The following is a 26,399-nucleotide window of genomic DNA, read 5'->3' as shown; positions in this document are numbered from 1 at the left end:
ACGTGGGGCTGGATGCAGCCGCCACGGATCGCCGTCAGCTTAGCTGACGCCCGCGTCAAAACCTTTTGGAGCTGGTCAGAGCCCTAGTCGTCGATGACGCCGATCGCGCTCTGCGCCCGGTCCTCGTAGCTCTGCCGGGCGGTCCTGTCGAAGTCGAGGAAGACGTGGTCGTTGCCCATCTGCTTGGACAGCCAGCGCCTGCCGCGGGGGCCGAGCATCGACGTCGCCGCCCCGACGAAGCGCAGCGGTCCCGGTACCGACACATGGGTCTTCGGCTTGTCGAGCGCCTTCACGATGGCCGCCGCGATGTCCTCGGGCTCGACCGGTTTCTGCGCGCCGGTGTTCTTGGTGCCCGAGATCAGCTCGGTGTTGGTGAACGTCGGCAGCACGCAGGTCACCTCGACCCCCTGCGGCGCGAACTCGTCGGCCATGGCGGTGGTCAGGCCGACCACGGCGAACTTGGTGCCGGCGTAGACGACCTGACCGGGGACCGCGACCATGCCCGCCATCGAGGCGATGTTCACGATGTGTCCCCGGCGGCGGCGCACCATCTCGGGAAGCACCAGTTGGCAGCCCGTCAGAACGCCGTAGAAGTTGACCTCGATCGAGGAGCGGATGGATTGCTCCGACTGCTCGAGGAACGGGCCGACGGGCATCACGCCGGCGTTGTTGATCAGCACGTCGACGTGGCCGGCACCGTCGGCCCGCGCCTTGTCGAGGAACACCTCGAACGATTCCCGGTCGGTGACGTCGAGGGGATAACCGGTGACCTGGCCGAACTTCGTGAGGCCGGTGACCGCCGACTCGAGGACGGCGGTGTCGCGGTCGCCGATGACCACGCGTGCGCCGCGTTGCAGGAGGGCCTTCGCAGTGGCGTGGCCGATGCCGCGGGCGGCGCCGGTGATCGCGATGGTTCGGCCTCGAATGTTGTCCATGCGGCCAAACTTTACACGTGTCAAGTTTCTGCTGTGAAGACGCCGAAGTTGCAATCACGATGAGGCGAATCGCCGCGCCCGGAATGTACGCGGGCCCGCCGAGGTAGACATTGAGGTGATGACTTCGCCAACTGTCGAGGGGCTCCGCTTCGTCATCGTCGGCCAGCACGACCCGCTGGCCGAGCCGCTGCTGGCCGAGCTCGCGGTCGAGTACGCGACCAGGTACGGCGGCACGGTCGAGCGCGTGGCCACTTGGCTGCGGGGCTATCCGGCCGACGAGTTCGAAGCACCCGCCGGCGGGATGCTCGTCGGTCTGCTCGACCACCGGCCCGTCACCGGTGGGGCCTTCCGCCGCTTCGACGAGGCGACCGCCGAACTCAAGCGCATCTGGACCGATAGCGGGCATCGCCGACGCGGTCTGGCCAAGGCGCTGCTCGTCGAACTCGAAGCGGAGATCGCCGCACGCGGGTACCGACGGGTGTACCTCACCACCGGGGACCGTCAGCCCGAAGCCGAGGCGCTGTACCTGGCGACGGGGTATCAAAAGCTCGACGAGCCGCTGCCGGCCCAGGGGGAGGTCTACCCGATGGCGTTCGTGAAGGAGTTGCAGCCGTGAACGTCCCGTTGTCGATCCTCGACCTGGTGCCAATCAGCGAGGGCAGTGACGCCGCGACGGCGCTGCGCAACACCGTCGACCTCGCCCGGCACGCCGAGCAATGGGGCTACCGCCGATACTGGCTCGCCGAGCACCACTTCGTCGCGGTGGCAAGCTCGTCGCCGGCGGTGCTGATCGGTCAACTGGCAGCGGCCACCGAGCGCATTCACGTCGGCGCGGCCGCGGTGCAGCTGGGGTACACGACCGCGGTGGCCGTGGTGGAGAGCTTCGGCATCCTCGACGCGTTGTACCCCGGTCGCATGGACCTCGGCGTGGGGCGGTCGGGCCAGCGCCGCCGCGCGGCCGCCACCGCCGTTACCCGGCCCAAGGGACCCCCGCGGCCGTGGCAGGAGATCGACGACGTCGTCATCCCGGCGCCCTTCGACATCAGTGCCCTGCTGAGCAACCCGCGATTGCAGGCCAGGATGTCGGTGCTGCAGCAGCCCGAGGCCAGCGCACCCGACTTCGCGGACCAGGTGGCCGACATCCTGGCGATGCTCGACGGCTCCTATCACGTCGACGGGGTGGAGGCCCACGTCACGCCGGGTGAGGGAGCGCCGTTGCGGCCGTGGGTGTTTGGCAGCAGCAAGGGGCAGAGCGCCCGGGTGGCGGCGAAGTTCGGGCTGCCGTTCGTCGCGAGCTACCACATCACGCCGGCGACGGCGCTGGGGGCGATCGACGTCTATCGCGACGGCTTCCAGCCGTCGGCCGAGCTCCGCGAGCCCCATGTCGTGGTGTCCGCGGACATCGTGGTGGCCGACGACACCGCCACGGCCCGGCAGCTGGCGTCGACCTACGGGCACTGGGTGCACTCCATCCGGGCGGGTGACGGTGCCGTCCCGTACCCCGATCCGACGTCGAGCCTGCCGTTGAGTTCGGAGAAGCAGGAACTCGTCAGGGACCGCACCGCAACGCAATTCGTCGGCGACCCCGACGAGGTCGCTCACCGACTGGATGCGCTGCAGCGACTGACCCATGCCGACGAACTCGTGGTCACCTCGGTCACGCACGCCCACGCGGACCGATTGCGCTCGCACGAGCTGATCGCCAAGCGCTGGGGGTTGTGACCCGACGCGACGAGCTAGGGTTGGACCATGCTGTCGGAGCTGACGGTCGGCTGGCTGCTTCTCGCCGCCGGACTGTTGACCTTCGCAGGAGGCGTGGCCCTGCGCTCTCACGTGGGGACCCGGCCGAACGAGCGGGTCGGTCGCGTGGTCCGCACGTTCCGGGAATCCGCGGTCGGGTCGGTGATCTACGGGCCCGTCGCCGACGATTCGCGCGACCCCGAGGAACTCGATCAGACCATCCTGATGCCGACCATCGTCCTGGGGTGCGGGTTCACGCTGACCGCGATCTTCCTCCTCGGCTACGGGATCCTCACGTAGCCAAGGCGTGCTTCGCCGCTTCCCCGATGGGTCCGCGCCAGACGGGGCCGTGGCCGGGCAGCAGCACGTCGGTTGCGAGCGTCTGCAACGCCGAGAGGCTGCGGACGCAGGCGGCCTGGTCGTGATTGAAGATGCCGGGCAACAGCTGGGGCCCGCGGCGGGTGGACACCGGATGACCCGTCACCAGGGCGTCGCCGCTGACGAGCACGCCGTCGACGAGGTAGGAGCAGTGGCCACCGGTGTGCCCGGGCGTGGGTATCGCCGTAGGGGTTCCGGGCAGGGCGGCCGCGACCTGCTCGGTCAGGGCCCGCGCGGAGGGAATCCCGCCGCGCCGAAGGGCGCCGACGCGGGCGATGTTCAGCGACCACTTCAGGTAGCGCGGCCGCCAAGCCTTGACCGCCAGGTCGAGCAGCGACACCTGCTCCAGGTACTCCCGATGGGCGTGGCCGACTTCGGCGTCGTGGCAGAAGACCGGTGTGCCATGGGTTTTCGCGAACCAGATGGCCGTGCCGAGGTGGTCGACGTGAGCGTGCGTCAGCAGGATCGCGTGAATGTCGTCGACGCCGAACCCGAGTTGGCGGACCGAGCCAAGCACTTCCTCGCGCTGACCCGGGAAGCCCGCGTCGATCATCACCACACCGGTGCCATCGGTGACGAGGGTCCAGTTGACCAGCGCGGTGTGTGCGAAGTGGACGGTATCGGTGATGCGTTGCAGTTCGACCGGTCGTGCCACGGCGCTCAGTTTAGGGGGCCTGATTCGCAGGTGGGGAATAGCGGTGGCCATCCAGGGAGTAGAACAGTGTTGTGGCTGAACTCAAGTTGGGATACAAGGCGTCGGCAGAGCAGTTCGGGCCGCGTGAACTCGTCGAGCTGGCCGTGGAGGCCGAAGCGCACGGCATGGACAGCGCGACGGTCAGCGATCACTTTCAGCCGTGGCGGCACGAGGGCGGACACGCGCCCTTCTCGCTCGCCTGGATGACGGCGGTCGGCGAGCGCACCAAGCGCCTCGTCCTCGGCACGTCGGTGCTGACGCCGACCTTCCGCTACAACCCGGCGGTCCTCGCGCAGGCGTTCGCCACCATGGGATGCCTCTACCCGAATCGCATCTTCCTCGGGGTCGGCACCGGCGAGTCCCTCAACGAGATCGCCACCGGATTCACCGGCGAGTGGCCGGAGTTCAAGGAGCGCTACGCGCGGCTGCGCGAGTCGGTGCGCCTGATGCGCGAGCTATGGCTCGGTGACCGCGTCGACTTCGAGGGCGAGTACTACCACACCAAGGGCGCGTCGATCTACGACGTCCCCGAGGGTGGCATCCCGATCTACATCGCCGCGGGCGGCCCCCAGGTGGCCAAGTACGCCGGCCGCGCGGGCGACGGGTTCATCTGCACCTCGGGCAAGGGCGAGGAGCTGTACAAGGACAAGCTCCTCCCCGCCATGAGGGAGGGCGCGGAAGCCGCGGGCAAGAACCCCGACGACGTCGACCGGATGATCGAGATCAAGATCTCCTACGACACCGATCCCGAGGTGGCGCTGGAGAACACGCGGTTCTGGGCGCCGCTGTCGCTGACCGCCGAGCAGAAGACGAACATCCACGATCCGCTCGAGATGGAGAAGGCCGCCGACGAGCTGCCCATCGAGCAGGTCGCCAAGCGGTGGATCGTCGCCTCGGATCCCGACGAGGCCGTCGACAAGGTCAAGGACTACGTCGGCTGGGGGCTCAACCACCTGGTGTTCCACGCGCCCGGGCACGACCAGCGTCGATTCCTCGAACTCTTCAAGAACGATCTGGAGCCGCGGCTGCGCAAGCTGGGGTGATTTGGCAGGCTGGTCCCCGTGTCCACCACGAGCGCCTCGGCCATCTACGTAGCGTCGCCCGAGGGCGACACCGGTAAGTCGACGATCGCGCTGGGCATCCTGCACCGGCTTGCGTCCACGGTGGCGAAGGTCGGGGTGTTCCGGCCGATCACCAGGCGTCCCCAGGGGCGGGGGCCGGAGCGGAGCGACCCGGGGGACTCAGCCGGCGGGGAGAGGGACTACATCCTCGATCTCCTGCTGGCGCACACGACCGCCGGGCTGGCCTACGAGGACTGCGTCGGTGTCGGTTACCAGGAGCTGCACGACGATCCCGACGCGGCGCTGGCCGACATCGTCGCGCGCTATCACGCCGTCGCCGAACGCTGCGACGCCGTGCTGATCGTCGGCAGCGATTACACCGACGTCGCCTCTCCCAGCGAGTTGAGCGTGAACGCGCGCATCGCGGTCAACCTTGGCGCCCCGATCGTGCTCGCCGTGCGCGCCGCCGATCGGACACCCGAGGACGTCGCGCACGTCGTCGAATTGTGCCTCGCCGAGATCGCCGGGCAACACGCCCATACGGCCGCCGTGGTCGCCAACCGGTGCGATCCCGCGGAGCTGACGGCGGTGGCCGAGGCGCTGAAGCGCGTGGCCCCCAAGAGCTACGTGCTGCCGGAGGAACCTCTGCTCGTCGCCCCGTCGGTCGCCGAACTGCGGGATGCGGTCGGCGGCACCATGAGCAGTGGCGACGACAGCCTGCTCAACCGCGAGGTGCTGGGCGTCCTCGTCGCGGGGATGACGGCCGAGCACGTTCTCGAGCGGCTGCGCGAGGGCATGGCCGTCATCACGCCGGGGGACCGATCCGACGTGGTGCTGGCGGTGGCGAGCGCTCATGCGGCAGAGGGGTTTCCGTCGCTGTCGTGCATCGTCCTCAACGGGGGCCTGCCGTTGCACCCCGCCATCGGTGCGCTGGTGTCGGGCCTCGGATTGCGGATGCCGATCGTCACCACCGAGCTGGGCACCTACGACACGGCACGGGCCGCGGCGTCGGCACGCGGTCGGGTGACCACCAGCTCGCACCGCAAGATCGACACCGCGCTGACGCTGATGGAGGAGTACGTCGATACCGCGGATCTGCTTGCGCAGCTGTCGATTCCGATACCGTCAGTGGTGACGCCACAGATGTTCACCTACCAGCTGCAGGAGCGGGCACGGAGTGACCGCAAGCGCATCGTGCTGCCCGAGGGCGATGACGATCGAATCCTCAAGGCGGCGGGCCGCCTGCTGCACCGGTCGGTGGCCGACCTCACGATCCTCGGTGACGAGTCCGCCGTCCGGGCTCGCGCGGCGGAACTGGGCGTCGACCTGTCGGACGCGACCGTGCTGAACCCGGAGACCAGCGACCTGTGCGATCGATTCGCCGAGCAGTACGCGGAATTGCGCAAGCGCAAGGGCGTTACCGTCGAGCAGGCGCGCGAAGTCATCCACGACGTCTCCTACTTCGGCACGATGCTGGTGTACAACGACATGGTCGACGGCATGGTGTCCGGCGCGCGGCACACCACCGCGCACACCATCAGGCCGGCATTCGAGATCATCAGGACGGCGTCCGGAGTCACCACGGTGTCGAGCATCTTCCTGATGTGCCTCGCCGACGAGGTGCTCGCCTACGGTGACTGCGCCATCGTGCCCGATCCCACGTCCGAGCAGCTCGCCGACATCGCGATCTCGTCCGCGCGCACCGCCGCGCAGTTCGGCATCACCCCGCGGGTGGCGATGCTGTCCTATTCCACCGGCACGTCCGGCACGGGAGCCGACGTCGAAAAAGTAAGGCTGGCAACGGAATTGGTGCGTTCAAGAGAGCCAGACCTCTTGGTGGAGGGGCCCATCCAGTACGACGCGGCCGTGGAACCGTCGGTCGCGAAGACGAAGATGCCGGACTCCGAGGTGGCGGGCCGCGCGACCGTGCTCATCTTCCCCGACCTGAATACGGGCAACAACACCTACAAGGCGGTCCAGCGCAGTGCGGGCGCGATTGCGATCGGGCCGGTGCTACAGGGCCTCAACAAGCCGGTCAACGACCTGTCGCGGGGCGCACTCGTCGAGGACATCGTGAACACCGTGGCGATTACGGCGATTCAGGCGCAGGGAAAGTGAACACCCCGCGCGCCGTCCTGGTGCTCAACTGCGGCTCCTCGTCCCTGAAATATGCTGTCTTGCAGCCTGATTCTGGCCGGCAGGTGGCCGACGGCATCATCGAACGGATCGGTTCTGGGCCCATCGCCGACCACGAAGCCGCACTGCGAGCAGCGTTCGACGAACTGTCCGAGGCTGGCCTGGACCTCGATGCGCTCGGCGTGGTCGCGGTCGGTCACCGCGTCGTGCACGGCGGACCGGACCTGTACCGACCGACCGTCGTCGATGACGCGCTGATCGCCACGCTGGAGACACTGGCACCGTTGGCACCCCTGCACAATCCACCGGCCATCACCGGCATAGAGGTGGCCCGCAAGGTGCTGCCCGACCTTCCGCACGTCGCCGTCTTCGACACGGCGTACTTCCACGACCTGCCACCCGCTGCGGCGACGTACGCGATTCCGCGAGACATCGCCGAGCAGTGGCACATTCGGCGCTACGGCTTTCACGGCACCTCGCACCAGTACGTCAGCGAGCAGGCCGCGGAGTTCCTCCAGGCGCCGCTGGAGTCGCTCAACCAGATCGTGCTGCACCTCGGCAACGGTGCGTCCGCGTCGGCGATCGTCGGCGGCCGGCCGCAGGACACCTCGATGGGCCTGACGCCGATGGAGGGTCTGGTGATGGGCACCCGGTCGGGGGACCTCGACCCGGGCGTCATCATGTACCTGAACCGGGCGGCCGGCATGAGCCTGGCCGACGTCGAGACGATGCTCAACCGGCGCTCGGGGGTCCTCGGCCTCGGCGGCGAGATCGACTTCCGGCTCTTGCACCGGCGGATCGACTCCGGTGACGCGGATGCGCAATTGGCCTATGACGTCTACATCCACCGGCTGCGCAAGTACATCGGCGCCTATCTGGCGTTGCTCGGCACCACCGACGTCATCACGTTCACCGCCGGGGTCGGCGAGAACGACGCCACCGTGCGGCGCGATGCGCTCAGCGGGCTTGCGCCGCTCGGCGTCGAGCTCGACGAGCACCTCAACGAGAGCCCAGCCCGGTCGCCGCGGCGCATCTCGTTCGAGACGTCGCCGACCACCGTGCTGGTCATCCCCACCAACGAGGAGCTCGCCATCGCCCGGGCCTGCGTCGACGTGCTCGACGCCTGACGTGGTTCTTGAGTGTGAATCGCTCAAGTAGGGCATACTGGGAGAAGCGGGTGGATTAGATCGTGGTTGAAGTCTTGGAGATTCCTCGTCAGGTGTGCTCGGTGCCAACCCCCTGCGTTAAGCAGTAGCGTTCTGGCCGTACGCGCCGACATCACGGGTATCGCCGACGCCAAATGACGACCCCGCCGGCTACGCCGGTGTCTGCGGAAGCCGCTCGTGCGCGGTGAGGAAGATCGCATCGAAGGCCGCCCGCTGTGGCAATTGTCCGTCGTTGGTGACCGCGAGGAACTCCTCGGCCAGTTGCGCGGCGAGCACGCGCAGCTTGACGTTCGTCTCCTGGGACCGCCACTTGAGCAGGCCGAAGGCCTTTTCGGCGTCGATGCCGTAGATCAGCATCAGCATGCCCTTGGTGGTATCGATGGACGCGCGCCCGTCGACGACGACGGCGAGTTTGTCGGTGAGCGCCCGCTCGCGGGTACGAACCGAGTCCTGGACCGCCCGCGCGGTCGGCGTGACGTCGATGTACAACCCCGACGTGCCGATTACCACATTGTCCTCGACGACCTCCAGCCCGGCCACGACGACCTCGCGGGTGCGTCCCTGCGCGTCGATGATGCGGTGCCGGGTGCTGACCGCCTCGTGGGTGCGCCGCACGGTGTCGAGGTGAGCCGCCAACCTGGCGAGGTCGTCGGGATGCTTGTGCGACATGACCAGCTCCGTGGTCGGCGTCACGGTGCCGGGCTCGTAGCCGTGGATGCGCGCGGTCTCGGCAGACCACTCCCAGCGCTCGTCGGCGAAGTAGAACCGGAACCACCCGACCAGCAGGGAGTCGGGTGCGCGAGCCGAGACCTCTTCGAGCCAGGGACTGGCATCGTCCGGCGGGGTCTCGGCCATGGCCGAAGGATAACCGTGCTACGCGCGGACCCGCGCGCTAACTGACGTCGACGTCACCGGTGCGTGAGGTCCGCAGTCGGCTAGAAGGTACTCATCGGCCGCACGCTGTTGGCCAAATCGACCAGCGCGTACCGGTGTTCCTGGGTCGGGGCGACGCGGGACAGCCCGCGCAGGGAGGCCTCGACGCCCAGCCGCAAACCGTGCTCGGTGAAGGGAAAGCCGAGGATGTGATTGGTGCTCGCGGTGTTGTCGGCCAGCCAGTCCATCGCGGTACCGAGCACCAGTGCGCGGATCTGCAGTACCCGGGGTTCGGTGTCGGGCAGCACCTCAACGCGCCGGGCGGCATCGCGGATCTGCGGCTCGGTGATCTCACTGCCCGAGCGCCCGGACAGCAGCGTGACGGCGCTGGTGAGCCGCGCGGTGGTGAAGTGCCGGGAGGTGGGCGGTACCTGGTCCAGGGTGGTGACCGCCTCGTCGCGCTGGCCGTTCGCGGACTGCGCCCGGGCCAGGCCGAATCCCGCGGAGATGATGCCGTTGTCGGTGTTCCACACCGTCTTGTAGAAGGTGTTCTCGTCGGCGGAACCGCTGAGCTCCGCGGTCGCCGCCAGCGCCAGCTTGGGGGCGAGTTCGCCGGGCAGGGTGTCGAGCACCTCGGTGAAGTGCTTGGTGGCCGATTCGTAATCGGCGGAGAGCAATTCGGCGACCGCGCGGAACCACACCAGACGCCAGCGCCACCCGACGCGCTCGCACAGATCGTCGAGTTTGCGGTTGGCCTTGGCCACGTCGCCGAGGTCCAGCAGCGCCCGCACCTCCATCAGCGGCAGCTCGACCGACTCCGAGAGATCGACGCCGCCATCGGAATCCAGCGATCCGTAGCGCGCGGCCCGCAGCGAGTCGAGCGTCTGCACCGGCTGGCTGAGCACGGTCGCCGACAACACCGCCGCACCGACGTCGGCGGGGTCGACCAGCGGCACCTGCAACGCTCGGACGATCTCCTGGGCGGTCAGCTTCTCGGAGTGCACCTGCCCGTCGAGGTACACGTCGGTGTGGGCGACCAGGAGATCGACGCCGAAGGTCGAACGAGACGGGCTGAACACCGCGGACAACCCTGGCCGCGGCATGCCGGAGTCCTTGGCGACGACCTCGCGCAGTACGCCGATCAGCTGCCCCGCCATCTCCTCGGCGCTGCCGAACCGCCGGCGCGGGTCGGGGTCGATGGCCCGACTGAGCAACCGACCGAACGAATCGTGTTGGGCCAGAACGGGATCGTCATCGGGGAGGCCGTCGTCGTAGCGGCCGTTGCGGGTGCGCAGGTCCAGCGTCAGCGCGGCGAGGGTGCGACCCACCGTATAGATGTCGGTCCCGACCGTCGGTCCCGTCTTGACGATCTCGGGTGCCTGGTACCCCGGGGTGCCGTAGAGGAAGCCGTACGAGTTCAGCCGCGACACCGCGCCGAGGTCGATCAGCTTGAGCTGCTCCTCGGTGACCATGATGTTCTCGGGCTTCAGGTCGTTGTACACCAGCCCGACGGAGTGCAGGTAGCCCAGCGCTGGCAGGATCTCGAGCATGTACGCGATGGCCTGCGCGACCGGAAGGTTTTGTCCCTTGGCCTGTTTGAGCGACGTCCCGCCGACGTACTCCATGACGATGTAGCCGACGGGATCACCGTTCTTGTCGTCGTGTTCGACGAAGTTGAAGATCTTCACGATCCCCGGGTGGGTGACCTCGGCGAGGAACTGCCGCTCGGCCATCGCGATCGACTGTGCCTCGGCGTCACCGGAGTGCACCAGACCCTTGAGCACGACGGGCCGATCGTTGACGTTCTTGTCGAAGGCCAGGTAGATCCAGCCGAGACCGCCGTGGGCGATGCAACCCTTGATCTCGTACTGATCGATGACCATGTCGCCGGGACTCAGTTGCGGGAGAAAGGAATACGCGCTGCCGCAGTGTGGGCACCAGCCCTCGGACAGGGCCTCGCCGTCGGAGGTGGAGCGGCCGACCGGCTTACCGCAGTTCCAGCAGAACCGCTTCGCCTCGGCGACCACCGGATTGGTCATCAGGGCTTCCAGCGGGTCGCGTTCCGGCACGCGCGGCACCTCGACCAGACCGCCGCCGAGCCGACGGATGGGCGACCACTGCCGGGTCAACATGGTCGTCTGTTCGTGCGGTTCGGTTTCGACGCTGCCGACCGACGCATCCTCCGAGTCGTCGAAGTTCGGCCGGAAGACGGCTTGGGTCGCCATCGGCCGCATGGTCGCCAGCGAGTCGTACGCCATGGCGTCGGCCGGCTGGGTGCCTGGGCCCTCGTCGGGTGTCTCGTCGTGCCACTCCGGGGTGGTCACTAGTCCACGTACCTCGGCACGGGCGGGGCGGGAGCAGGACCGAGCACCGATAACCACTTGCGGTACAACGTATTCCACGTGCCGTCGCGGCGAACCCGCTCGAGGGTGCCGTTGACGAACCGCACCAGGCCGGTGTTCTCCTTGTTGATCCCGATGCCGTAGGGCTCCTTGGCCATCGACGGCCCGACGATGTGCAGATACGGATCTTGCGAGACCAGCCCGGCCAGGATGGAGTCGTCGGTGCTCACGGCGTCGACCTGGCGCTGCTGCAGCGCGACCAGACAGTCGGCCCACGTCACGACCTCGACGATGACGGGTGGCGGGGTGATCTGCTGGATCCGCTCCAGCGACGTCGTGCCCTTCACCGCGCACACCCGCTTGCCCGCCAGATCGGAGGCCTGGGTGATCGCCGAGTCGCGGGGTGCCAGGATCCGCTGATTGGCCGACAGGTACTCGGTGGAGAAGTTCACCAACGCCTTGCGCGCGCAGTTGATGCTCATGGTCTTGACGACGATGTCGACCTGGTTGTTCTGCAGCGCGGCGACCCGGTCGGCCGACGACAGGATGCGGTACTCGACCTGTGATGGGGTGCCGAAGATGTCGCGGGCGACCTCACCGGCGATGTCGACGTCGAACCCGGTGATCTCACCGGTGATGGGGTCGCGGAAGCTGAACAGATTGCTGCCGATGTCGAGCCCAACGATGAGCCTGCCGCGGTTGCGGATGTTGGTGACGGCGTCGTCGGCCTCGGCCTTGGTGGGGAACGGCCTCAGGCTGGCGGTGCAGTCGTCATCGTCGTCGACGGGTAGCTGGGCCGGCTCAGGGGCGATCTCGGTCATGCCGGCGGGCGTGGGCGGGGCGAGTGTCACGCTCGGCACGTTGACGGCGGGCGCGGTCTGGCTGCAGCCGACCACCATCAGGCCCACCGCGAGGGCGGCCACGAGGCGCGTGCACATCGTCATCTGATTCATGCTCTTCGCGCAAACGCTCATCGGTACTCACTCAACCGTGGCCACAGCCCGAGCGCCACCGCGATTGCCGCGATGATGCTGAGCACCGCCGCGCCGACGGTCGCGCCGGACAGCACGCGCCGCGCGTTGACGATGTCGTTGCGCAACTGCTGGCGGCTCTCGCCGATACCCTTCGTCAGGGCGGCGTCGAGCTTGTCGAAGGCGGGCGTGGAGTCGTCTTCGCCGGTGCCGAGGGCGACCTGGGTGGCGGCCTGATAGTTGCCCACCGCGATGTAGGCGTTGATCCGGTCGTCGGCGGCCCGCCAGCGTCGCAGCAGTTGCTCGGCATCGGCCAGGTCGGCCTTGTCGATGGCGTCATCGCGGTCCAGGTAGTCGGCGAGTTGACGCTGCATGGTGTCGATGCGCTGGTAGTAGGACTGCTTGCGGACGCCCTCGTCACCGCGGCGGATGAGGGAGAGCGTCTCGTCGGCGCGGGCCTGCTGAGCGGTGATAGCCATGGTGGTGACGGTCTTGAGCGACTCGGCGGCGGTGCTCTTGGCGCTGCGGCTGTCGGCGGTGGAAATCGTCAGGGCCGTTCCCACCCAGACGATCATGATGAGTACCGCGAGCCCGCCCGCGACGAACCCGATGTTCACCCGTCGGCGGGTCCGCCGCGACAGCCACCGGTTGGCGAAGGCGCCGAACATCAGGGTCGCGAGGACCACCAGGATGACCGGCGCCGGAATTCGGGTGGACGCGGTGGTCTCCACGTCGACCTGTGCGGAGGTCCGCTCGTACAGCCGTTGGGCGTCGGGGAGAATCTGCGTCTGCATGAGCGACGAGGCCTCGGACAGATACGACGACCCGACGGGATTGCCCGCCCGGTTGTTGGTGCGCGCCGTCTCGACCAGCCCGGTGTAGACGGCCAGCTGGGCGTTGACCCGACCGAGCAGCTGGACCATCTCCGCGTCGGTGAGGCCGCTCGACGCGCGGGTCACCGCGACCGAGGCGTCGGTGATGGCTTGTTCGTAGCGCTGCCTGACGGCCCGGGGCTCGGCACCCGAGATGAAGGCCGTCGCTGCGGCGGCGTCAGCGACCGACAGGGTGGTGTAGAGCTGACCGGCGGCGAACGACAGCGGTTCGGTGTGGTCCAGAACCCTGGAGAGGGCCTGCTGACGGCCGTTGATGGTCGTCGACGTGGCGAAGGCGCAGGCGATGACCAGGGCGGAGAGGACGAAGCCGATCACCAGGATGCGGCCGGGCGTGGTCCAGAGGAACCACCACCGCGGATGCGCGGGCCTGGTCTGCGAGCGGGACGCAAGGGGCTCGGTGGATGGGTGCGCTAACTCCACAGTCACCTGTGCGCGGACCTCTGCTTTCGCTGCTTCTTTCCCGGCTTCCCAACTGTAAAGGAATTCTAAGAGCAGGGCGCGGGACGCGCGGGACAATGATCGACACCGTTGGCACCGGCCATCTTCGACCGCGCCCGATGACGCCGGAGAGCCCTATCCTGAACCCGTGCGTGGCGACGGTGACGGCTGGGTCTTGTCGGAGGACGGCGTGCCCTTCTGGGGTCGCCACGGTGCAGCGGGTCTGCTGTTGCGCGCCCCGAGCCCCGGCGGAGGCGCCACGGTCTTGCTGCAGCACCGCGCGCCGTGGAGTCATCAGGGCGGGACCTGGAGCCTGCCCGGGGGTGCTCGCGACAGCCACGAGACCGTCGAGCAGGCGGCCATCCGCGAAGCGCACGAGGAGGCCGGCCTCACCTCCGACCAGCTGGTGGTTCGCACGACGGTGATCACCGCGACGGTCGTGGGAGCCAAGGGTTCCTACTGGAGCTACACGACGGTGATCGCCGACGCGGCGGAGCCGTTGCGGACGGTGCCCAACCGCGAGAGCTCCGAACTGCGCTGGGTGGCCGAGGACGACGTGCTCGACCTTCCCCTGCACCCAGGCTTCGCCGCGAGCTGGGAGCTGCTGCGCACCACCTCGGCCACGTTGCCGCTCGAGGTCAATCGCGAGCCGTGACCGCCGCCCTCAACGCGCGGGCGGCCGCGGCGGGGTCGTCGGCCGCGGTGATCGCCCGCACCACCACGATCCGTCGCGCCCCCGCGTCGAGCACTTCGGACAGTCGATCGGCGTCGATGCCACCGATCGCGAACCATGGCTTGTCGGTCTCCAGCTCCGCCGCGGCGCGGACGAGGTCGAGTCCCGGCGCCGTCCGGCCCGGCTTGGTCGGGGTGGGCCAGCAGGGCCCGACGCAAAAGTAGTCGGCGTCCTCACCGGCGGCGTTGCGCACCTGGTCGAGGTCGTGGGTAGAGCGCCCGATCAGCGGGCCGTCCCCGATGACGGCGCGGGCCACCGCCAGCGGCAGGTCGTCCTGGCCGAGGTGGAGGACGTCCGCACCGGCGGCCCTGGCGATGTCGGCACGGTCGTTGACGGCGAAGAGGGCGCCGTGCCTGTGCGCTGCGTCGGCCAGCACGTCGAGTGCGGCGAGCTCGCCGCGAGCCTCCAACGGACCGAACTGCTTCTCGCCGGCGGACCCCTTGTCGCGGAGCTGAATGACGTCGACTCCACCGGCCAGCGCCGCATCGGCGAACTCGGCCAGGTCGCCGCGTTCGCGCCGGGCGTCGGTGCACAGGTAGAGCCGGGCGGTCGCGAGGCGCTGGGGTGGCGGCAGGGTTTCACGCACACGACGAACGTTAGCGAGCGGCGAGTAGGCTCGAGACAGCGACACGGGAGTCCCGGAATCGGGGGCTGAGAGTGGGTGCGGTCGACACCCTTACCGTCACACCTGAACCGGATCATGCCGGCGTAGGAAGGAAAGGGACTTGGGGACGCATCGGACGGGGCCAGAGCTCGCAGTCATCGGCGGCGGCGTCATAGGGCTGTCGGTGGCCCGTCGGGCCGCGCTCGACGGGCGGTCAGTGCGCGTTCACCGTACCGAGGCACATGGCGCGTCCTGGGTGGCCGGCGGCATGCTCGCGCCCCACAGCGAGGCCTGGCCCGGTGAGGAGCAGTTGCTTCGGATCGGGTTGGCGTCACTCGAGATGTGGCGCACCGACTTCCTCGACGGGCTGCCGTCGAACGTCGTCACCGCCAGGGAGTCGCTGGTGGTCGCGGTGGATCGAGCCGACGCGGCAGACCTGGCCACCACCGGTGAATGGCTTGCCGCCCAAGGGCACCCGGTCACCATGACCAGGGCGGCGCGCGACGTGGAGCCCCTCCTGGCTCAGGGCATCCGGCATGGATTCGTCGCCGAAACCGAGCTGGCCGTCGACAACCGGGCCGTGCTCGAGGCGCTGACGGCGCATTGCGATGAACTCGGGGTGTCGTGGGCGCCGCCGGTGCAGTCGTTGGAGGAGACCCGCGACGCCGAGGCGGTCGTGATCGCCAACGGTATCGGCGCCCCCGCGCTGTGGCCCGGGCTGCCGATCCGTCCCGTCAAGGGTGAGGTACTGCGGCTGCGCTGGCGACGGGGCTGTATGCCGTTGCCGCAGAGGGTAATCCGAGCCAGAGTGCATGGTCGCCAGGTCTACCTGGTGCCCCGCGCCGACGGTGTGGTTGTCGGCGCGACGCAGTACGAGCACGGGCACGACACCGCGCCCGCCGTCGCGGGTGTCCGCGAACTGCTCGACGACGCATGCGAGGTCATGCCCGCGCTCGGTGAGTACGAGCTCGCAGAATGCGCGGCGGGCCTGCGACCGATGACCCCCGACAACCTGCCGCTGGTCGGCCGGCTCGACGACCGCACGCTGGTGGCAGCGGGTCACGGCAGATCGGGTTTCCTGTTGGCGCCGTGGACCGCGGCCACGATCGCGGCCGAGTTGAAGGTGGGGGTGCCCGCGTGAAGGTCGTGGTGAACGACGAATCCATGGAGCTCGACGAGCCGACCACCGTCGCGGACCTCCTGAGCCGACTTGGCGTGCCCGACAAGGGCATCGCCGTGGCGGTGGACTGGGCGGTGATCCCGCGCTCCGAGTGGCACGTGGCGCTCACCGATGGAGCGAAGGTACAGGTCGTGACGGCGGTGCAGGGTGGCTGAGATGGATTCCAAGTTGACCATCGCGGGCCGCAGTTTCGGGTCGCGGCTGATCCTCGGCACCGGCGGCGCGGCCAACCTCGCGGTGCTCGAGGAGGCGCTCGTCGCGTCGGGCACCGAGTTGACCACCGTCGCGATGCGCCGGGTCGACGCGGACGGCGGCACCGGCGTACTGGATCTGCTGAACCGGCTCGGCATCACGCCGCTGCCGAACACGGCGGGGTGCCGCGGGGCGGCTGAGGCGGTGCTGACCGCGCAACTGGCCCGCGAGGCGCTGAAGACCGACTGGGTCAAGCTCGAGGTCATCGCCGACGAGCGCACGCTACTGCCCGACGGCGTCGAATTGGTCACGGCGGCCGAGCAATTGGTCGATGACGGGTTCATCGTGATGGCCTACACGAACGACGATCCGGTGCTGGCGCGACGACTGGAGGACATCGGGTGCGCCGCGGTGATGCCGCTGGGCTCGCCGATCGGCACCGGGCTGGGCATCGCCAATCCGCACAACATCGAGATGATCGTCGAGCGGGCCGGCGTGCCCGTGGTCCTGGACGCAGGCATCGGCACCGCGTCCGACGCGGCGCAGGCGATGGAGCTCGGGTGTGACGCCGTGCTGCTGGCGACCGCCGTCACCAGGGCCGCCGACCCGGCGATGATGGCAGCCGCGATGGCGGCGGCGGTCACCGCGGGCAGGCTGGCGCGCCAGGCGGGCCGGATCCCGAAGCGGTTCTGGGCACAGGCCTCCAGCCCGGCCCGGTGAGAGATCGCCCGGTGAAGCGCTACGTCGCGCTGGGTTCGTCGATGGCGGCGGGGCCCGGGATCAGGCCGAAGGCCACGAATGCACCCTTCGGCGCTGGCCGCTCGGCCGCCAACTATCCCCACCTCGTCGCCGAACGCCTCTCCTACCACCTCGTCGACGTCACGTTCTCCGGCGCCACCACGGCGAACGTGCTGTCCGAACGGCAGCGCGGGGCGCCGCCGCAGATCGACGCGCTCGACGGCTCGGAGAGCCTGGTCACGGTGACCATCGGCGGTAATGACGCCGGCTACGTTCCGATGCTCTTCGCGGCGGGTCTGCCGCGGTGGACGCGATCGCTGCCCGTCATCGGTGGCGTGGTGGGTGGGCGACTCGACCCGAGCGCCCGGGACCGTGCCCTGGTCGCGGTCGGGCAGTCTCTCAAGGATGTGGGCAGGGCAGTTCGGGAGCGGGCCCCGCACGCGTTGGTGTTGTTCGTCGACTACCTGACGCTGCTGCCGCCCGCGGGAACGCCGGCCCCGCCGTTGACCGGTCTCGACGCCGCCCTCGGCCGCCGCATCGCCGACACGCTCGAACGACTCACGGGCGAAGCGGCCGCGGAGACGGGGTGCGAGTGGATCCGGGCCGCCCAGGCCAGCCGGGACCATCATGCGTGGTCCGACGATCCCTGGACGACCCGCGTCGGACTACCAATGCCGGGCCGGGTGGTGCCGTTGCATCCCAACGCGGCGGGCATGCGGGCGGTGGCCGATCTGATCACCAGCCGGCCGACCTGAGGCCGGGGCCAACATGAGCGTGTGGTTGACACCGTCGCAGGGGCGGACCTGGCTTCACTACATGCGGGTGTATCACCGGTTGGAGTTCGAGATGAACCGGCAGCTCCAGGCCGAGTGCGGGCTGTCGCTGGCCGACTACACGGTCCTGAATGCCCTATCCGGGGCGCCGGGGCGGCGATTGCGGCTCTCGCAGCTCGCCACCCTCATCGGCTGGGAGCGCAGTCGGTTGTCCCACCACCTCCGGCGCATGGCCGCGCGAGGTCTCGTCGACCGGGTTCAGTCAGACACCGACGGCAGGGCCACCGATGCGTGGCTGACCGAGGCGGGGATCACGACTCTCGAGACCGCGGCGCCCAAGCACGTGGCGTGGGTACGCACGTTGTTCTTCTCCGACCTCGATGACGAGCAGGTCGAAGAACTGGGCGACCTGTTGGGTGGGGTCTACCAGACCATTCTGCGCGAGGGCACGCTGCCGACGCCGGAGTGAGGGTGGGAGCCGTCAGGTCTGGACTTCGCCGCCATCGACGAACATTTCGCTTCCCGTCATGAAGCTGCTCGCCGGCGACGCGAGGAAGACCACGGCGGCGCCGATCTCCTCCGGCTGCCCGATGCGACCCAGTGTCACGTCGGCGGTCAGGCTCTCCAACAGTTCCTTCTCCCCGCCGCTGGGAGCCAGGCCGACGAGGCCGGGGGTCTCCACCGGACCCGGCACCAGGGTGTTCACCCGGATACCCCGGCCCGCCAGTTCCGCGGCCCACGTCCGGCCGAACGAGCGGACGGCAGCCTTGGAGGCGGCGTATACGCCGAACGCGGGGATCCCCCTGGACGCGGACGTCGATCCCGACAGGATGATCGAGGCGCCGGAGTTGAGCAGCGGCAGTACCTTCTGCACGGTGAAGAGCGTCCCTGCGACGTTGCGGTTGAAGGTGTCGAGGAAGTGCTCGACCGTCACGTCCTCCAGCGTGGCGAACTCACCGCCACCGGCGTTGGTGAACACGACGTCCAGACCGCCACCGTGTGCGGTCACTGCGTCGACGATGGCGTCGAGCTGCGTCACGTCGCTCACGTCGCTGCGGATTCCGGTCGCCGACGGCCCGATCGACGCGACTGCCGCGTCGATGGTCGACTGGTTGCGACCGGTGAGGAACACGTGTGCACCCGCCTCGGCGAGGGCGCGTGCCGAAGCGAGCCCGATACCCGCCGTGCCGCCGGTGACGAGAGCATTCCTACCGTCGAGTGATCCCATGAGTACTCCTTTGCGTGATGTGTCACCTAAATCGAACGGCACGGTGGCGGGGTTCATTCCCGCGCTTGACTAACGTTGTGACCATGCAGCGGAGATCTCGGGCGGTACTGGCAGGCTTCATGACGGTCGTGTGCGCGGCGGCCGTGGGCGGATGTGGGAAGCAGTCCGCCCCGCCGGCCCCCTCGGCAGTGCCCGACGCCGCCTCTGCGCCGGCTGTGGAGTTCGCGGCGGCACTCCGGGACCGGGTCGCCACCGATGCGATGCTGGGGCACCTCAAGAAGCTGCAGGAGATCGCCGACGCCAACGGCGGCAACCGGGCCCTGGGTACGCCCGGCTACGACGCCAGCGTCGACTACATCGCTCAGACATTGCGGGACAAGGGTTTCGACGTCCAGACCGGTGACTTCGAGGTGCGGATTCCGTTCGCCAGCGAGCCCGTCGTCACCGTCGGGGGCCAGCGCGTGAAGGCTGCGCCGCTGCAGTACACGGTCGGAACGTCGCAGGGCGGGGTCAGCGGACCGCTGGTGCCGGCCCGCACCGGCCCGAAGCCGGGCTGCGCCGCGTCGGACTACGACGGTCTGGACGTCAAGGGCGCGATCGTGTTGGTCGACCGCGGGGCGTGCCCGTTCGGGACGAAGCAGACCATGGCCGCCGAACGAGGGGCGGCCGCGCTGGTCGTCGCGAACAACGTCGAGGGGGACGACATCGGCGGCGGGACGCTGGGGGAGGACGTCGACGTCAAGATTCCCGTGGTCAGCATCTCCAAGTCCGACGGCGCCCGGCTGCGGGCCAACCCTGCCGCAGCGACAGTCGCTCTCGACGCGGGCGTCCGCACCGACCGCACCCGTAACGTCGTCGCCCAGACCAAGACGGGCTCGACCGAGAACGTGGTGATGGCAGGCGCGCACCTCGACAGCGTCCCGGAGGGGCCCGGCATCAACGACAACGGCTCCGGTTCGGCCGCGGTACTGGAAACCGCTGTGCAACTGGGTAGTTCACCGCAGGTGAAGAACGCGGTCCGGTTCGCCTTCTGGGCGGCCGAGGAGGAGGGCCTGGTGGGGTCCGACGAGTACGTGAAGACCCTCGACGTCGAGGGCCTCAAGGACATCGCGCTGTACCTCAACTTCGACATGCTGGCCTCCCCGAACCCGGGCTACTTCACCTACGACGGTGACCAGTCCGCGCCCCGGTCGGACAGCGTGCCGCGGGTTCCGGAGGGCTCGGCGGGGATCGAGCGGATGCTGTCGAGATATCTCGACGATTCGGGCAAGGAGGCGCGCGACACCGATTTCGACGGGCGCTCGGACTACGACGCCTTCACTCAGGCGGGGATCCCGGCCGGCGGGCTGTTCTCCGGTGCCGAGGAGAAGATGAGTGGCGAGGAGGCCGATCTCTGGGGCGGCGCGGCGGATCAACCGTTCGATCCCAACTACCACAAGAATTCGGACACGTTCGCCAATCTCGACGACACCGCGCTCGGCATTCAGGGCAAGGGGGTGGCCTACGCGATCGGTCTGTACGCCCAGGATCAGAGTGGGCGCAACGGCGTACCCGCCCGCGCCGACCGCACGCGGCACCTGGTCTCCGAATCGTGAGAGCGGTGTGGGCGCTGGCCGGCGTATTGCTGGTCGCCGCCTGCTCGTCGGCCCCCGCGCCGCCGCCGCCACCCGCCGCGGATCCCGCTCGCGAGCTGGCAGCGAAGGTGACCGCCGACGGTATGTACGGGCAGCTGGAGAACTTGGCGGACATCGCCGCCGCCAACGGGAACAGCAGGGCCGACGGCACCCCCGGCTTCGCCGCCAGCGTGGACTACGTCGCCAAGGCGTTGCGGGACAACGGCTTCGACGTCCAGACGCCGGAATTCGAGCGGCTCGCCATGGCGTCACCAGGGCGGCCCACCCTCGTCGTGTCGGGTCGGAGCCTTCCCGTCGATCAGGCCTCGCTGCTGGTGACCACAGCGCCGGGCGGGCTCAGCGCCGTCACCCTGCGGCCGCAGCGCGCGTCCGGTTGCAGTGTGGGCGACTACGGGTCGGTCAACGTGCGCGGGGCGATCGCCATCGTCGACGACGAGGGTTGTTCCGTCGTCGACAAGCAGAACGTGGCCGTCGGAAAGGGTGCGGTGGGGCTGCTGGTCGTGAGCGATCCCGGACAAGGCGGCAGCCCGGCGGGCCTGTTCACGCCGGGGTACTACCGGCAGCTCACCACGCCGGTCGCCGTGATCGATGCGGTCGCCGATGCGCAGCTGCGCCGCACGTCGGCGCCGGTCCGACTGACCCTGGATGCCAAGGGCGCGGTCGTGACGTCGCGCAGCGTGCTGGCGCAAACCAAGACGGGCGATCCGCACAACGTGGTGGTCGCAGGGGCGAACCTCGATTCCGCGGTGAGCAGCCCGGGCCTCAACGAGGACGGCTCGGGCGTCGCAGCGGTCCTGGAAACCGCTGTGCAACTGGGTAGTTCGCCGGACGTCACCAACGCGGTGCGGTTCGCCTTCTGGGGATCCCACGAGACCGGTCTACAAGGATCGACGAACTACGTGGCGAGCCTGGGCCGCGGCGGGCTCGACGACGTCGCCCTCTATCTGGACTTCGAGGCGCTGGGCTCGACGAACGCGGGCTACTTCACCTACGACGGCGACCAGTCCGGTCAAGCCAACCCCGACGTTCCCGCCGCGAGGGTGCCCGCCGGGGCGGCGGGTGTGGAGCGGACGCTGGCCGGCTACCTGAACCTCGCGGGCGTGCGACCGGCCGACCAGCCGCTGGGGCTGGCGAGTGACTACAGCGCCTTCCTGCGTGCCGGGGTACCGATCGGCGGCATCACCGCCGGTGGCTCACAACGCAAGTCGGCGACGCAGGCCCGCCTGTGGGGTGGTCGGGCCGGGGTGCCCTTCGACCCGAACTACCAGAGCCCCCGGGACACGATCGCCAACGTCGACCGCGCCACGCTGTCGATCACCGGCCCCGCGGTCGCCTTCGCCGTGGGCACCTATGCGCACTCGACCGAGGGGCCGAACGGGGTGCCGGCCCGCGGCTGACGGTCATGGCCGACCCTGATATGCCTTGGCGACCCGCGTGACGAATTGATGGACGCCGTCCTCGTCGGGAGCCATCGGGCCCGGCCGTGCATGCGGTGAACTCAGGCCGCGCTGTACCGATTCGCACGCCGCCCAGTCCTGCCGGTTGGTCAGATCCCAGAAGTCGACGGCATAGGACGGGTCGAAATCCGGCTGCGCCGCAACGTCCTTCGGGAAGGCCCACGCGCACTCGACGTGAGTGCGGTCGGCGGCCAGCGGTGTCATCACGTGGGTCATGACGTAATCGGGATGCAGGCTGACGAGCAGGTTGGGGAACCCGACGAGGTACATCACGGTGCGAAGTTCGCGCTCGGAGAGTCCGCGGATCGCCACGCCGCCGCTCTTGCCCGTGAACGACATGGTCTCGGCGCCTTCGATCATCGACATCCACCCGCCCATCCACGATCCCTCGAACTCGAGGTTGGCCCCGGTGTCCGGTGGGCTGATCTTGGACAGCTCGGGGTGGATGGTCGAACAGTGGTAGCACTCCTGATAGTTCTCGGCGATCACCTTCCAGTTGGTTGCCAGCTCGTAGGAGTGCCGGTCGACGATCACCAGTTCCTCGGGCCGGTATGGGCTCACGATGTCCTCGAGACCCGCGACGTGCTCGGCGAATTCGACGTCCTCGCCGCTGGCGTCTGCAAACAACCAGCCGTGCCAGGTGATTAGGCGCAGCTCGGTCAGGCCGAACTGCCCGGGGTCGAAACCGGCGTCATCGCTGAATCCCGGTGCGTGGCGCAGACCGCCGTCGAGTCGGTAGGACCACGAGTGATACGGGCAGACGATGCCGCGCCGCTTTGCCGACGTGCCGCACTCGAGGAGTTCGTGGCCGCGGTGCCGGCACACGTTGGCGAAGGCGCGGATGACGCCGTCATCGCCGTGCACCAAGAGCATTCCGTTGGCGCCGGATCCGATGGCACGCTGAGAGCCCACCCCCGCCATGTCACTGGCGTGGCCGACGCACGTCCATCCCGAGAAGATGTTGCGCTGTTCCCAGGCGAATACGGCCGGGTCGACGTAGGCCTCGCGCGGCAGCATGCGCGAGGACCCGAACGGCGCCAGGCTGGCGGCCAGATCGTCGGGGGGGACGGGTGCCGGCTCGTACTGTTTGAACATACAGTCAGGATAGTCGGTGGCGAGCGGCCGGTCCATAGGAGCGCGCGGGGTTCAGGCCTCCCCGGCGAAGGCGGCCAGGCCACGATCGGCGGCGGTGGTGTCACCGCGGGTCATCCTGCGGTACACCAGATACCCGATGACGACGGCGGCGAGGGCGGCGAGCAGCAGCAGGGTGGCCAGCGCATTCAGGGCGGGGGTCGGAGCGGCGCGGGCCGTGTTGTAGATCTTCACCGACACCGGTTCGGTCGACGACCCCGCGGACAGGTAGCGCACCAGCACGAAGTCGTCGATGACGTCGGCGAACACCAGGACGGTGCTCGCGAAGATGGCGGGCATCAGCATCGGCATCGTCACCCGCCACAGCGAGCCTAGGGGAGCGGCGCCGAGATCCGTTGCGGCCTCTTCGTATTGCTTGCCGATGGTGGCGAGTCGGGCCCGCACCAGAACGGCGGGGTAGGCCACCTGGTAGGTCACCAGACCGACCACCTGGGCCGACGTCCCGAGCCCGATGGGCAACGCCAGGTTGGTCATGACGAACAGGAGTGCGACGGCGAGCAGTACCTCGGGAATGACGAACGAGATGAGCATCAGCACGTTCGCCCCGGCCGGCAGTCGCCCGTGCCACCGGTCGACGCCGATCGCGAACAGCACGCCGAGCGGGACGGCGATCAACGTGGCGATCACGCCGAGCTTCAAGGTCTGCAGAAGCGCGGTGTGAAGGCTGGCGTCGTGCCAGACGGACCGCGTCGGGTCACCCCAGTACCAGCGCAGCGAGAAGCCCTGCCAGTTTGTGCGGGACCGGCCGTCGTTGAAGGAGAACATGACGGCGATGAGGACCGGCAGCAGCGACCACACCAGGTAGAAGACGGTGATGCCGGCGAGTACCCGGGGCCGGCGCCACGGATCGCGGAACCACGCGACGGGGCCTCTCACGTCCGAACCTCGTCCCCGCGCAACGTCACTCGGACGTAGTACATCATCGGCAGGACCGTGGCCAGCAGGACCAGCATCACGAAGGCGCCTGCCTGACCGGTCTGGCCGGGTGCCTGCACACTGTCGTTGATCAGATTGCCGACCATCGCGGTCTTCGGGGAGGCAGACAGCAGATCGTTGGTGAAGTAGTCACCGAGCATCGGCAGGCAGGTCAGCAGGACCGCGGCCAAGATGGTCGGACGGCACAACGGCAGGGTCACGCGGAGGAAGGACGAGAGCCGGCTGGCGCCGAGATCCCTGGCAGCCTCCAGCATCGGCTGGGACAACCGGTCGAGCCCGGCGTACAGCGGCAGGATCATGTAGGGGACGTAGCCGTAGGCCAGCCCGAGGATGACCACGACCGGCTGACCGGTGAGCCAGTCGACGGAGACGTCGAAGATCCCACCGAAGTTCAGCAGCCGATTGACCAGCCCATCGTTCTGAAGCAGATTGACCCAGGCCAACATTCGCATCATGTAGCTGATCCAGAACGGTGCGATGAGGAGGGCGATCAACAGACCCTTGCGCCTGCCGGCCAGGCGGGACACGTAGTAGGCGACCGGGAAGGCGATCGCCAGGCACAGGATGCTCGCTGCGCCGACGTAGAGCACGGTGCGCATCAGGGCGGGGAAGTAGACGCCGCCGGGACCTATCCGCGACAGCACGTACGTGAACTGAGAGGGGTTCCACTGCAACGGGTTCCACACCGGGACGGCGGTGCGGAACAGCGGATCGACGCGACCGAACACGATGGCCAGGACGACGTAGAGCGGCGCGAGGAAGAACAGCAGCAGCCAGCCGATCCCCGGCACGGCCAGGGCGGCCCACAGTCGGGCGTTGGGCTCGCGCGACCGCTGAAGCACCGGTGTCAGGACCCGCCGGCGTTGAACGCGTTCCAGACGTTGTGCCATGCCGCATCATTGTCGGCGTCGAGTTCGAGCAGGCGGTACCCGCTGTCGAAGTACTCCGGCTTCACGATCGCCGACCGCAGGTTCTCGGGGATGAACTCCTCGGCGATCAGCGTATCGGCCGTCAGGGTGTTCTGCGGCGGTTGGTAGCCGATGGCGGAGAAGTTCTCCTTGGCCACGGCGGGGTCGAGCATGTGGTTGAGGAAGAGGTGCGAAAGCACCGGGTTCTTCCCACCCTTCAGGGTGACCAGCATGTCGTTGTCCACCAGACCCTTACCGTCCTGGGGGAACCAGTACTGCAGGATGTCGGTGCCTACGCCCTCGGGGAGGTAGGACTGCGCGTTGATGATGTCGCCGGACCACATCTGGCACAGCCCGATCTGCCCCGAGGGCATGTCGCTGTACATGGTGATGGTGACCTTCGGCGACGTGGCCTTCACGAGTGCGCTGAGCTGTTCGCCGACCATCTTCAGGTCATCGGCCGAGGAGGTGTTGACGTCGGTAATGCCCTGCTTGAGCAATACCATCGCCATCGCGGTGTGCCAGTCGTCGATGATCGCCGTCTTGTCCTTGTAGACGGGGTCCCACAGCGACTCGTACGGGTTCTTCAGCGCACCGATGTCAGCCGGCACTTGGTCGCTGCGCCAACCCATTCCGGTGGTGTAGATGGTGTAGGGCACGGTGAACTGCCAGCCCTGGTCGTACCAGGGGTTGGTGAACGTCGGCCACACGTTGGTGATGTTCGGAACGTAGGAGTGGTTCAGCGGGCGGAGCAGTCCGCCCGTGACCAATCTGCTCATCTCGGTGTAGTTGGCGTTGTAGATGTCGAAGTCGACTCCGCTGCGCAGCTTGGTGATCGCCTCGTCGCCGTCGTTGAACGTCGATACCTCGATCTTGCAGCCGTACTGGTCCTCGAAGGCCTTGATGGCCTGGGGGCTGAGGTAGTCGGCGTAGTTGTAGATCTTCAGGGTGGCGCCCTGTTCGGGGGCCAGGCCGTCGGCGATCGGCTGGTTGTCGCCCGCGATGTCCCATTTGACCGGGCTGTCCGGCTTCGCGATCGTCAGGGTAGGCCCCGAAGACGTCGGTTCGGACTTGGCGCATGCTGCCAGGAAGGCGCCGAGGCCGGGTGCGGCGGCGGCGAGAATCGCGGTGCGCTGGAGGAATTGGCGGCGGCTGGGTCCGGGCCTGCCGGGCATCGAGTTCTGGCCTGGCATGTGGGCCTCCCGCAGGTTCGCGTCTTGTCGGTGATAGGACTCTC

General features: G+C 68.5%; 26 protein-coding genes. 14 read left to right on the top strand and 12 right to left on the bottom strand.

Annotated features, from left to right (window positions below):
- Positions 1-83: 83 nt before the first annotated feature.
- A complete protein-coding gene (locus QUE68_RS25820) occupies positions 84-935 on the bottom strand; it encodes an SDR family oxidoreductase (protein WP_284234867.1) in 852 nt (283 codons plus the stop codon).
- A gap of 118 nt (positions 936-1,053) precedes the next feature.
- Between QUE68_RS25820 and QUE68_RS25815 the strand changes: the two genes are divergently transcribed.
- The 3 genes from QUE68_RS25815 to QUE68_RS25805 are packed head-to-tail and all read left to right on the top strand — an operon-like array spanning position 1,054 to position 2,975.
- Positions 1,054-1,551 carry a GNAT family N-acetyltransferase gene (locus tag QUE68_RS25815; protein WP_284234868.1) on the top strand — a complete coding sequence of 166 codons (498 nt, stop codon included), beginning with the start codon at positions 1,054-1,056 and terminating at the stop codon, positions 1,549-1,551.
- Entirely contained in the window at positions 1,548-2,657 is a 1,110-nt protein-coding gene (locus QUE68_RS25810) for an LLM class flavin-dependent oxidoreductase (protein WP_284234869.1), read from the top strand. The genes QUE68_RS25815 and QUE68_RS25810 overlap by 4 nt, the downstream gene beginning before the upstream one ends.
- A 27-nt stretch (positions 2,658-2,684) precedes the next feature.
- The gene (locus QUE68_RS25805) at positions 2,685-2,975 is read left to right on the top strand and encodes a hypothetical protein (protein WP_284229366.1); all 291 of its coding nucleotides are present in this window, start codon (positions 2,685-2,687) and stop codon (positions 2,973-2,975) included.
- Here QUE68_RS25805 and QUE68_RS25800 read toward each other — a convergent pair.
- Positions 2,968-3,708 carry an MBL fold metallo-hydrolase gene (locus tag QUE68_RS25800; protein WP_284234870.1) on the bottom strand — a complete coding sequence of 247 codons (741 nt, stop codon included), beginning with the start codon at positions 3,706-3,708 and terminating at the stop codon, positions 2,968-2,970. The two genes, QUE68_RS25805 and QUE68_RS25800, sit on opposite strands and share 8 nt — an antisense overlap.
- A 71-nt stretch (positions 3,709-3,779) precedes the next feature.
- Between QUE68_RS25800 and fgd the strand changes: the two genes are divergently transcribed.
- From fgd to QUE68_RS25785, 3 genes are read left to right on the top strand one after another with little or no spacing between them, the layout of a single operon-like run.
- Positions 3,780-4,790, top strand: coding sequence for a glucose-6-phosphate dehydrogenase (coenzyme-F420) (gene fgd / locus QUE68_RS25795; RefSeq protein WP_284229363.1), 1,011 nt, complete (start codon positions 3,780-3,782; stop codon positions 4,788-4,790).
- An 18-nt stretch (positions 4,791-4,808) separates the two neighbouring features.
- Complete coding sequence (pta, locus tag QUE68_RS25790; protein ID WP_284234871.1) at positions 4,809-6,926, top strand: phosphate acetyltransferase; 2,118 nt, start codon at positions 4,809-4,811, stop codon at positions 6,924-6,926.
- A complete protein-coding gene (locus QUE68_RS25785) occupies positions 6,923-8,071 on the top strand; it encodes an acetate kinase (protein ID WP_284234872.1) in 1,149 nt (382 codons plus the stop codon). The genes pta and QUE68_RS25785 overlap by 4 nt, the downstream gene beginning before the upstream one ends.
- A 189-nt stretch (positions 8,072-8,260) precedes the next feature.
- Here the strand turns inward: QUE68_RS25785 and QUE68_RS25780 are convergent, their stop codons facing one another.
- The 4 genes from QUE68_RS25780 to glnX form a co-directional block, all read right to left on the bottom strand.
- The gene (locus tag QUE68_RS25780; RefSeq protein WP_284234873.1) at positions 8,261-8,965 is read right to left on the bottom strand and encodes a PAS and ANTAR domain-containing protein; all 705 of its coding nucleotides are present in this window, start codon (positions 8,963-8,965) and stop codon (positions 8,261-8,263) included.
- Between the two features lie 80 nt (positions 8,966-9,045).
- Positions 9,046-11,241 carry a serine/threonine-protein kinase PknG gene (locus QUE68_RS25775; RefSeq protein WP_286275947.1) on the bottom strand — a complete coding sequence of 732 codons (2,196 nt, stop codon included), beginning with the start codon at positions 11,239-11,241 and terminating at the stop codon, positions 9,046-9,048.
- A gap of 65 nt (positions 11,242-11,306) precedes the next feature.
- The gene (locus QUE68_RS25770) at positions 11,307-12,263 is read right to left on the bottom strand and encodes a glutamate ABC transporter substrate-binding protein (protein WP_454786513.1); all 957 of its coding nucleotides are present in this window, start codon (positions 12,261-12,263) and stop codon (positions 11,307-11,309) included.
- Positions 12,264-12,295: 32 nt separating this feature from the next.
- Positions 12,296-13,615 (bottom strand): protein kinase G-activating protein GlnX, encoded by a 1,320-nt coding sequence (gene glnX, locus QUE68_RS25765; RefSeq protein ID WP_284229352.1) that lies wholly within the window; start codon positions 13,613-13,615, stop codon positions 12,296-12,298.
- A gap of 160 nt (positions 13,616-13,775) precedes the next feature.
- Between glnX and QUE68_RS25760 the strand changes: the two genes are divergently transcribed.
- Positions 13,776-14,282 carry an NUDIX hydrolase gene (locus tag QUE68_RS25760; protein WP_284229350.1) on the top strand — a complete coding sequence of 169 codons (507 nt, stop codon included), beginning with the start codon at positions 13,776-13,778 and terminating at the stop codon, positions 14,280-14,282.
- Here the strand turns inward: QUE68_RS25760 and thiE are convergent.
- Entirely contained in the window at positions 14,266-14,946 is a 681-nt protein-coding gene (thiE, locus tag QUE68_RS25755) for a thiamine phosphate synthase (protein WP_284234876.1), read from the bottom strand. The genes QUE68_RS25760 and thiE overlap by 17 nt on opposite strands.
- Before the next feature lie 139 nt (positions 14,947-15,085).
- Here thiE and thiO point away from each other — a divergent pair, with 139 nt between their 5' ends.
- Genes thiO through QUE68_RS25730 form a run of 5 tightly spaced genes read left to right on the top strand, consistent with a single transcriptional unit; the run spans position 15,086 to position 18,316 of the window.
- Positions 15,086-16,105 carry a glycine oxidase ThiO gene (gene thiO / locus QUE68_RS25750; RefSeq protein WP_284234877.1) on the top strand — a complete coding sequence of 340 codons (1,020 nt, stop codon included), beginning with the start codon at positions 15,086-15,088 and terminating at the stop codon, positions 16,103-16,105.
- A complete protein-coding gene (gene thiS, locus QUE68_RS25745; RefSeq protein WP_284234878.1) occupies positions 16,102-16,299 on the top strand; it encodes a sulfur carrier protein ThiS in 198 nt (65 codons plus the stop codon). The genes thiO and thiS overlap by 4 nt, the downstream gene beginning before the upstream one ends.
- A 1-nt stretch (position 16,300) precedes the next feature.
- Positions 16,301-17,056, top strand: coding sequence for a thiazole synthase (gene thiG, locus QUE68_RS25740; RefSeq protein ID WP_284234879.1), 756 nt, complete (start codon positions 16,301-16,303; stop codon positions 17,054-17,056).
- Positions 17,057-17,067: 11 nt separating this feature from the next.
- Complete coding sequence (locus tag QUE68_RS25735) at positions 17,068-17,829, top strand: SGNH/GDSL hydrolase family protein (protein ID WP_284236118.1); 762 nt, start codon at positions 17,068-17,070, stop codon at positions 17,827-17,829.
- Between the two features lie 13 nt (positions 17,830-17,842).
- Positions 17,843-18,316, top strand: coding sequence for a MarR family winged helix-turn-helix transcriptional regulator (locus QUE68_RS25730; RefSeq protein WP_284234880.1), 474 nt, complete (start codon positions 17,843-17,845; stop codon positions 18,314-18,316).
- Between the two features lie 12 nt (positions 18,317-18,328).
- On the opposite strand, the gene QUE68_RS25725 is transcribed toward QUE68_RS25730, so the two are convergent.
- Positions 18,329-19,075, bottom strand: a complete 747-nt coding sequence (locus tag QUE68_RS25725; RefSeq protein ID WP_284234881.1) for an SDR family oxidoreductase — start codon at positions 19,073-19,075, stop codon at positions 18,329-18,331.
- Positions 19,076-19,158: 83 nt separating this feature from the next.
- On the opposite strand from QUE68_RS25725, the gene QUE68_RS25720 reads away from it, so the two are divergent.
- Complete coding sequence (locus QUE68_RS25720) at positions 19,159-20,670, top strand: M28 family metallopeptidase (protein ID WP_284234882.1); 1,512 nt, start codon at positions 19,159-19,161, stop codon at positions 20,668-20,670.
- Positions 20,667-22,106 carry a M28 family peptidase gene (locus tag QUE68_RS25715; protein ID WP_284234883.1) on the top strand — a complete coding sequence of 480 codons (1,440 nt, stop codon included), beginning with the start codon at positions 20,667-20,669 and terminating at the stop codon, positions 22,104-22,106. Before QUE68_RS25720 ends, QUE68_RS25715 begins: the two co-directional genes overlap by 4 nt.
- A 3-nt stretch (positions 22,107-22,109) precedes the next feature.
- Here QUE68_RS25715 and QUE68_RS25710 read toward each other — a convergent pair whose 3' ends face one another.
- Genes QUE68_RS25710 through QUE68_RS25695 form a run of 4 tightly spaced genes read right to left on the bottom strand, consistent with a single transcriptional unit; the run spans position 22,110 to position 26,355 of the window.
- Entirely contained in the window at positions 22,110-23,261 is a 1,152-nt protein-coding gene (locus QUE68_RS25710; RefSeq protein WP_284229332.1) for an aromatic ring-hydroxylating oxygenase subunit alpha, read from the bottom strand.
- Between the two features lie 51 nt (positions 23,262-23,312).
- Positions 23,313-24,194, bottom strand: coding sequence for an ABC transporter permease (locus QUE68_RS25705; RefSeq protein WP_284234884.1), 882 nt, complete (start codon positions 24,192-24,194; stop codon positions 23,313-23,315).
- Positions 24,191-25,144, bottom strand: coding sequence for an ABC transporter permease (locus QUE68_RS25700; protein ID WP_284229328.1), 954 nt, complete (start codon positions 25,142-25,144; stop codon positions 24,191-24,193). Before QUE68_RS25700 ends, QUE68_RS25705 begins: the two co-directional genes overlap by 4 nt.
- Positions 25,102-26,355 carry a polyamine ABC transporter substrate-binding protein gene (locus tag QUE68_RS25695; RefSeq protein WP_284234885.1) on the bottom strand — a complete coding sequence of 418 codons (1,254 nt, stop codon included), beginning with the start codon at positions 26,353-26,355 and terminating at the stop codon, positions 25,102-25,104. Before QUE68_RS25695 ends, QUE68_RS25700 begins: the two co-directional genes overlap by 43 nt.
- Positions 26,356-26,399: the final 44 nt, after the last annotated feature.

This window comes from Mycolicibacterium sp. TUM20985, from assembly GCF_030295745.1.
GTDB lineage: Bacteria > Actinomycetota > Actinomycetes > Mycobacteriales > Mycobacteriaceae > Mycobacterium.
The sequence above is the reverse complement of the archived record's forward strand: the minus strand, read 5'-3'. Positions and strand labels throughout refer to the sequence as shown.

Bases quoted from the DNA above. Each gene is read 5' to 3' on its own strand.
- thiG (WP_284234879.1), top strand. From the start codon at position 16,301: ATGGATTCCAAGTTGACCATCGCGGGCCGCAGTTTCGGGTCGCGGCTG.
- QUE68_RS25805 (WP_284229366.1), top strand. From the start codon at position 2,685: ATGCTGTCGGAGCTGACGGTCGGCTGGCTGCTTCTCGCCGCCGGACTG.
- QUE68_RS25815 (WP_284234868.1), top strand. From the start codon at position 1,054: ATGACTTCGCCAACTGTCGAGGGGCTCCGCTTCGTCATCGTCGGCCAG.
- QUE68_RS25720 (WP_284234882.1), top strand. From the start codon at position 19,159: ATGCAGCGGAGATCTCGGGCGGTACTGGCAGGCTTCATGACGGTCGTG.
- QUE68_RS25780 (WP_284234873.1), bottom strand. From the start codon at position 8,965: ATGGCCGAGACCCCGCCGGACGATGCCAGTCCCTGGCTCGAAGAGGTC.
- QUE68_RS25820 (WP_284234867.1), bottom strand. From the start codon at position 935: ATGGACAACATTCGAGGCCGAACCATCGCGATCACCGGCGCCGCCCGC.
- QUE68_RS25700 (WP_284229328.1), bottom strand. From the start codon at position 25,144: ATGGCACAACGTCTGGAACGCGTTCAACGCCGGCGGGTCCTGACACCG.
- QUE68_RS25725 (WP_284234881.1), bottom strand. From the start codon at position 19,075: ATGGGATCACTCGACGGTAGGAATGCTCTCGTCACCGGCGGCACGGCG.
- QUE68_RS25775 (WP_286275947.1), bottom strand. From the start codon at position 11,241: ATGGCGTACGACTCGCTGGCGACCATGCGGCCGATGGCGACCCAAGCC.
- QUE68_RS25770 (WP_454786513.1), bottom strand. From the start codon at position 12,263: ATGTGCACGCGCCTCGTGGCCGCCCTCGCGGTGGGCCTGATGGTGGTC.
- QUE68_RS25695 (WP_284234885.1), bottom strand. From the start codon at position 26,355: ATGCCAGGCCAGAACTCGATGCCCGGCAGGCCCGGACCCAGCCGCCGC.
- QUE68_RS25730 (WP_284234880.1), top strand. From the start codon at position 17,843: ATGAGCGTGTGGTTGACACCGTCGCAGGGGCGGACCTGGCTTCACTAC.
- QUE68_RS25710 (WP_284229332.1), bottom strand. From the start codon at position 23,261: ATGTTCAAACAGTACGAGCCGGCACCCGTCCCCCCCGACGATCTGGCC.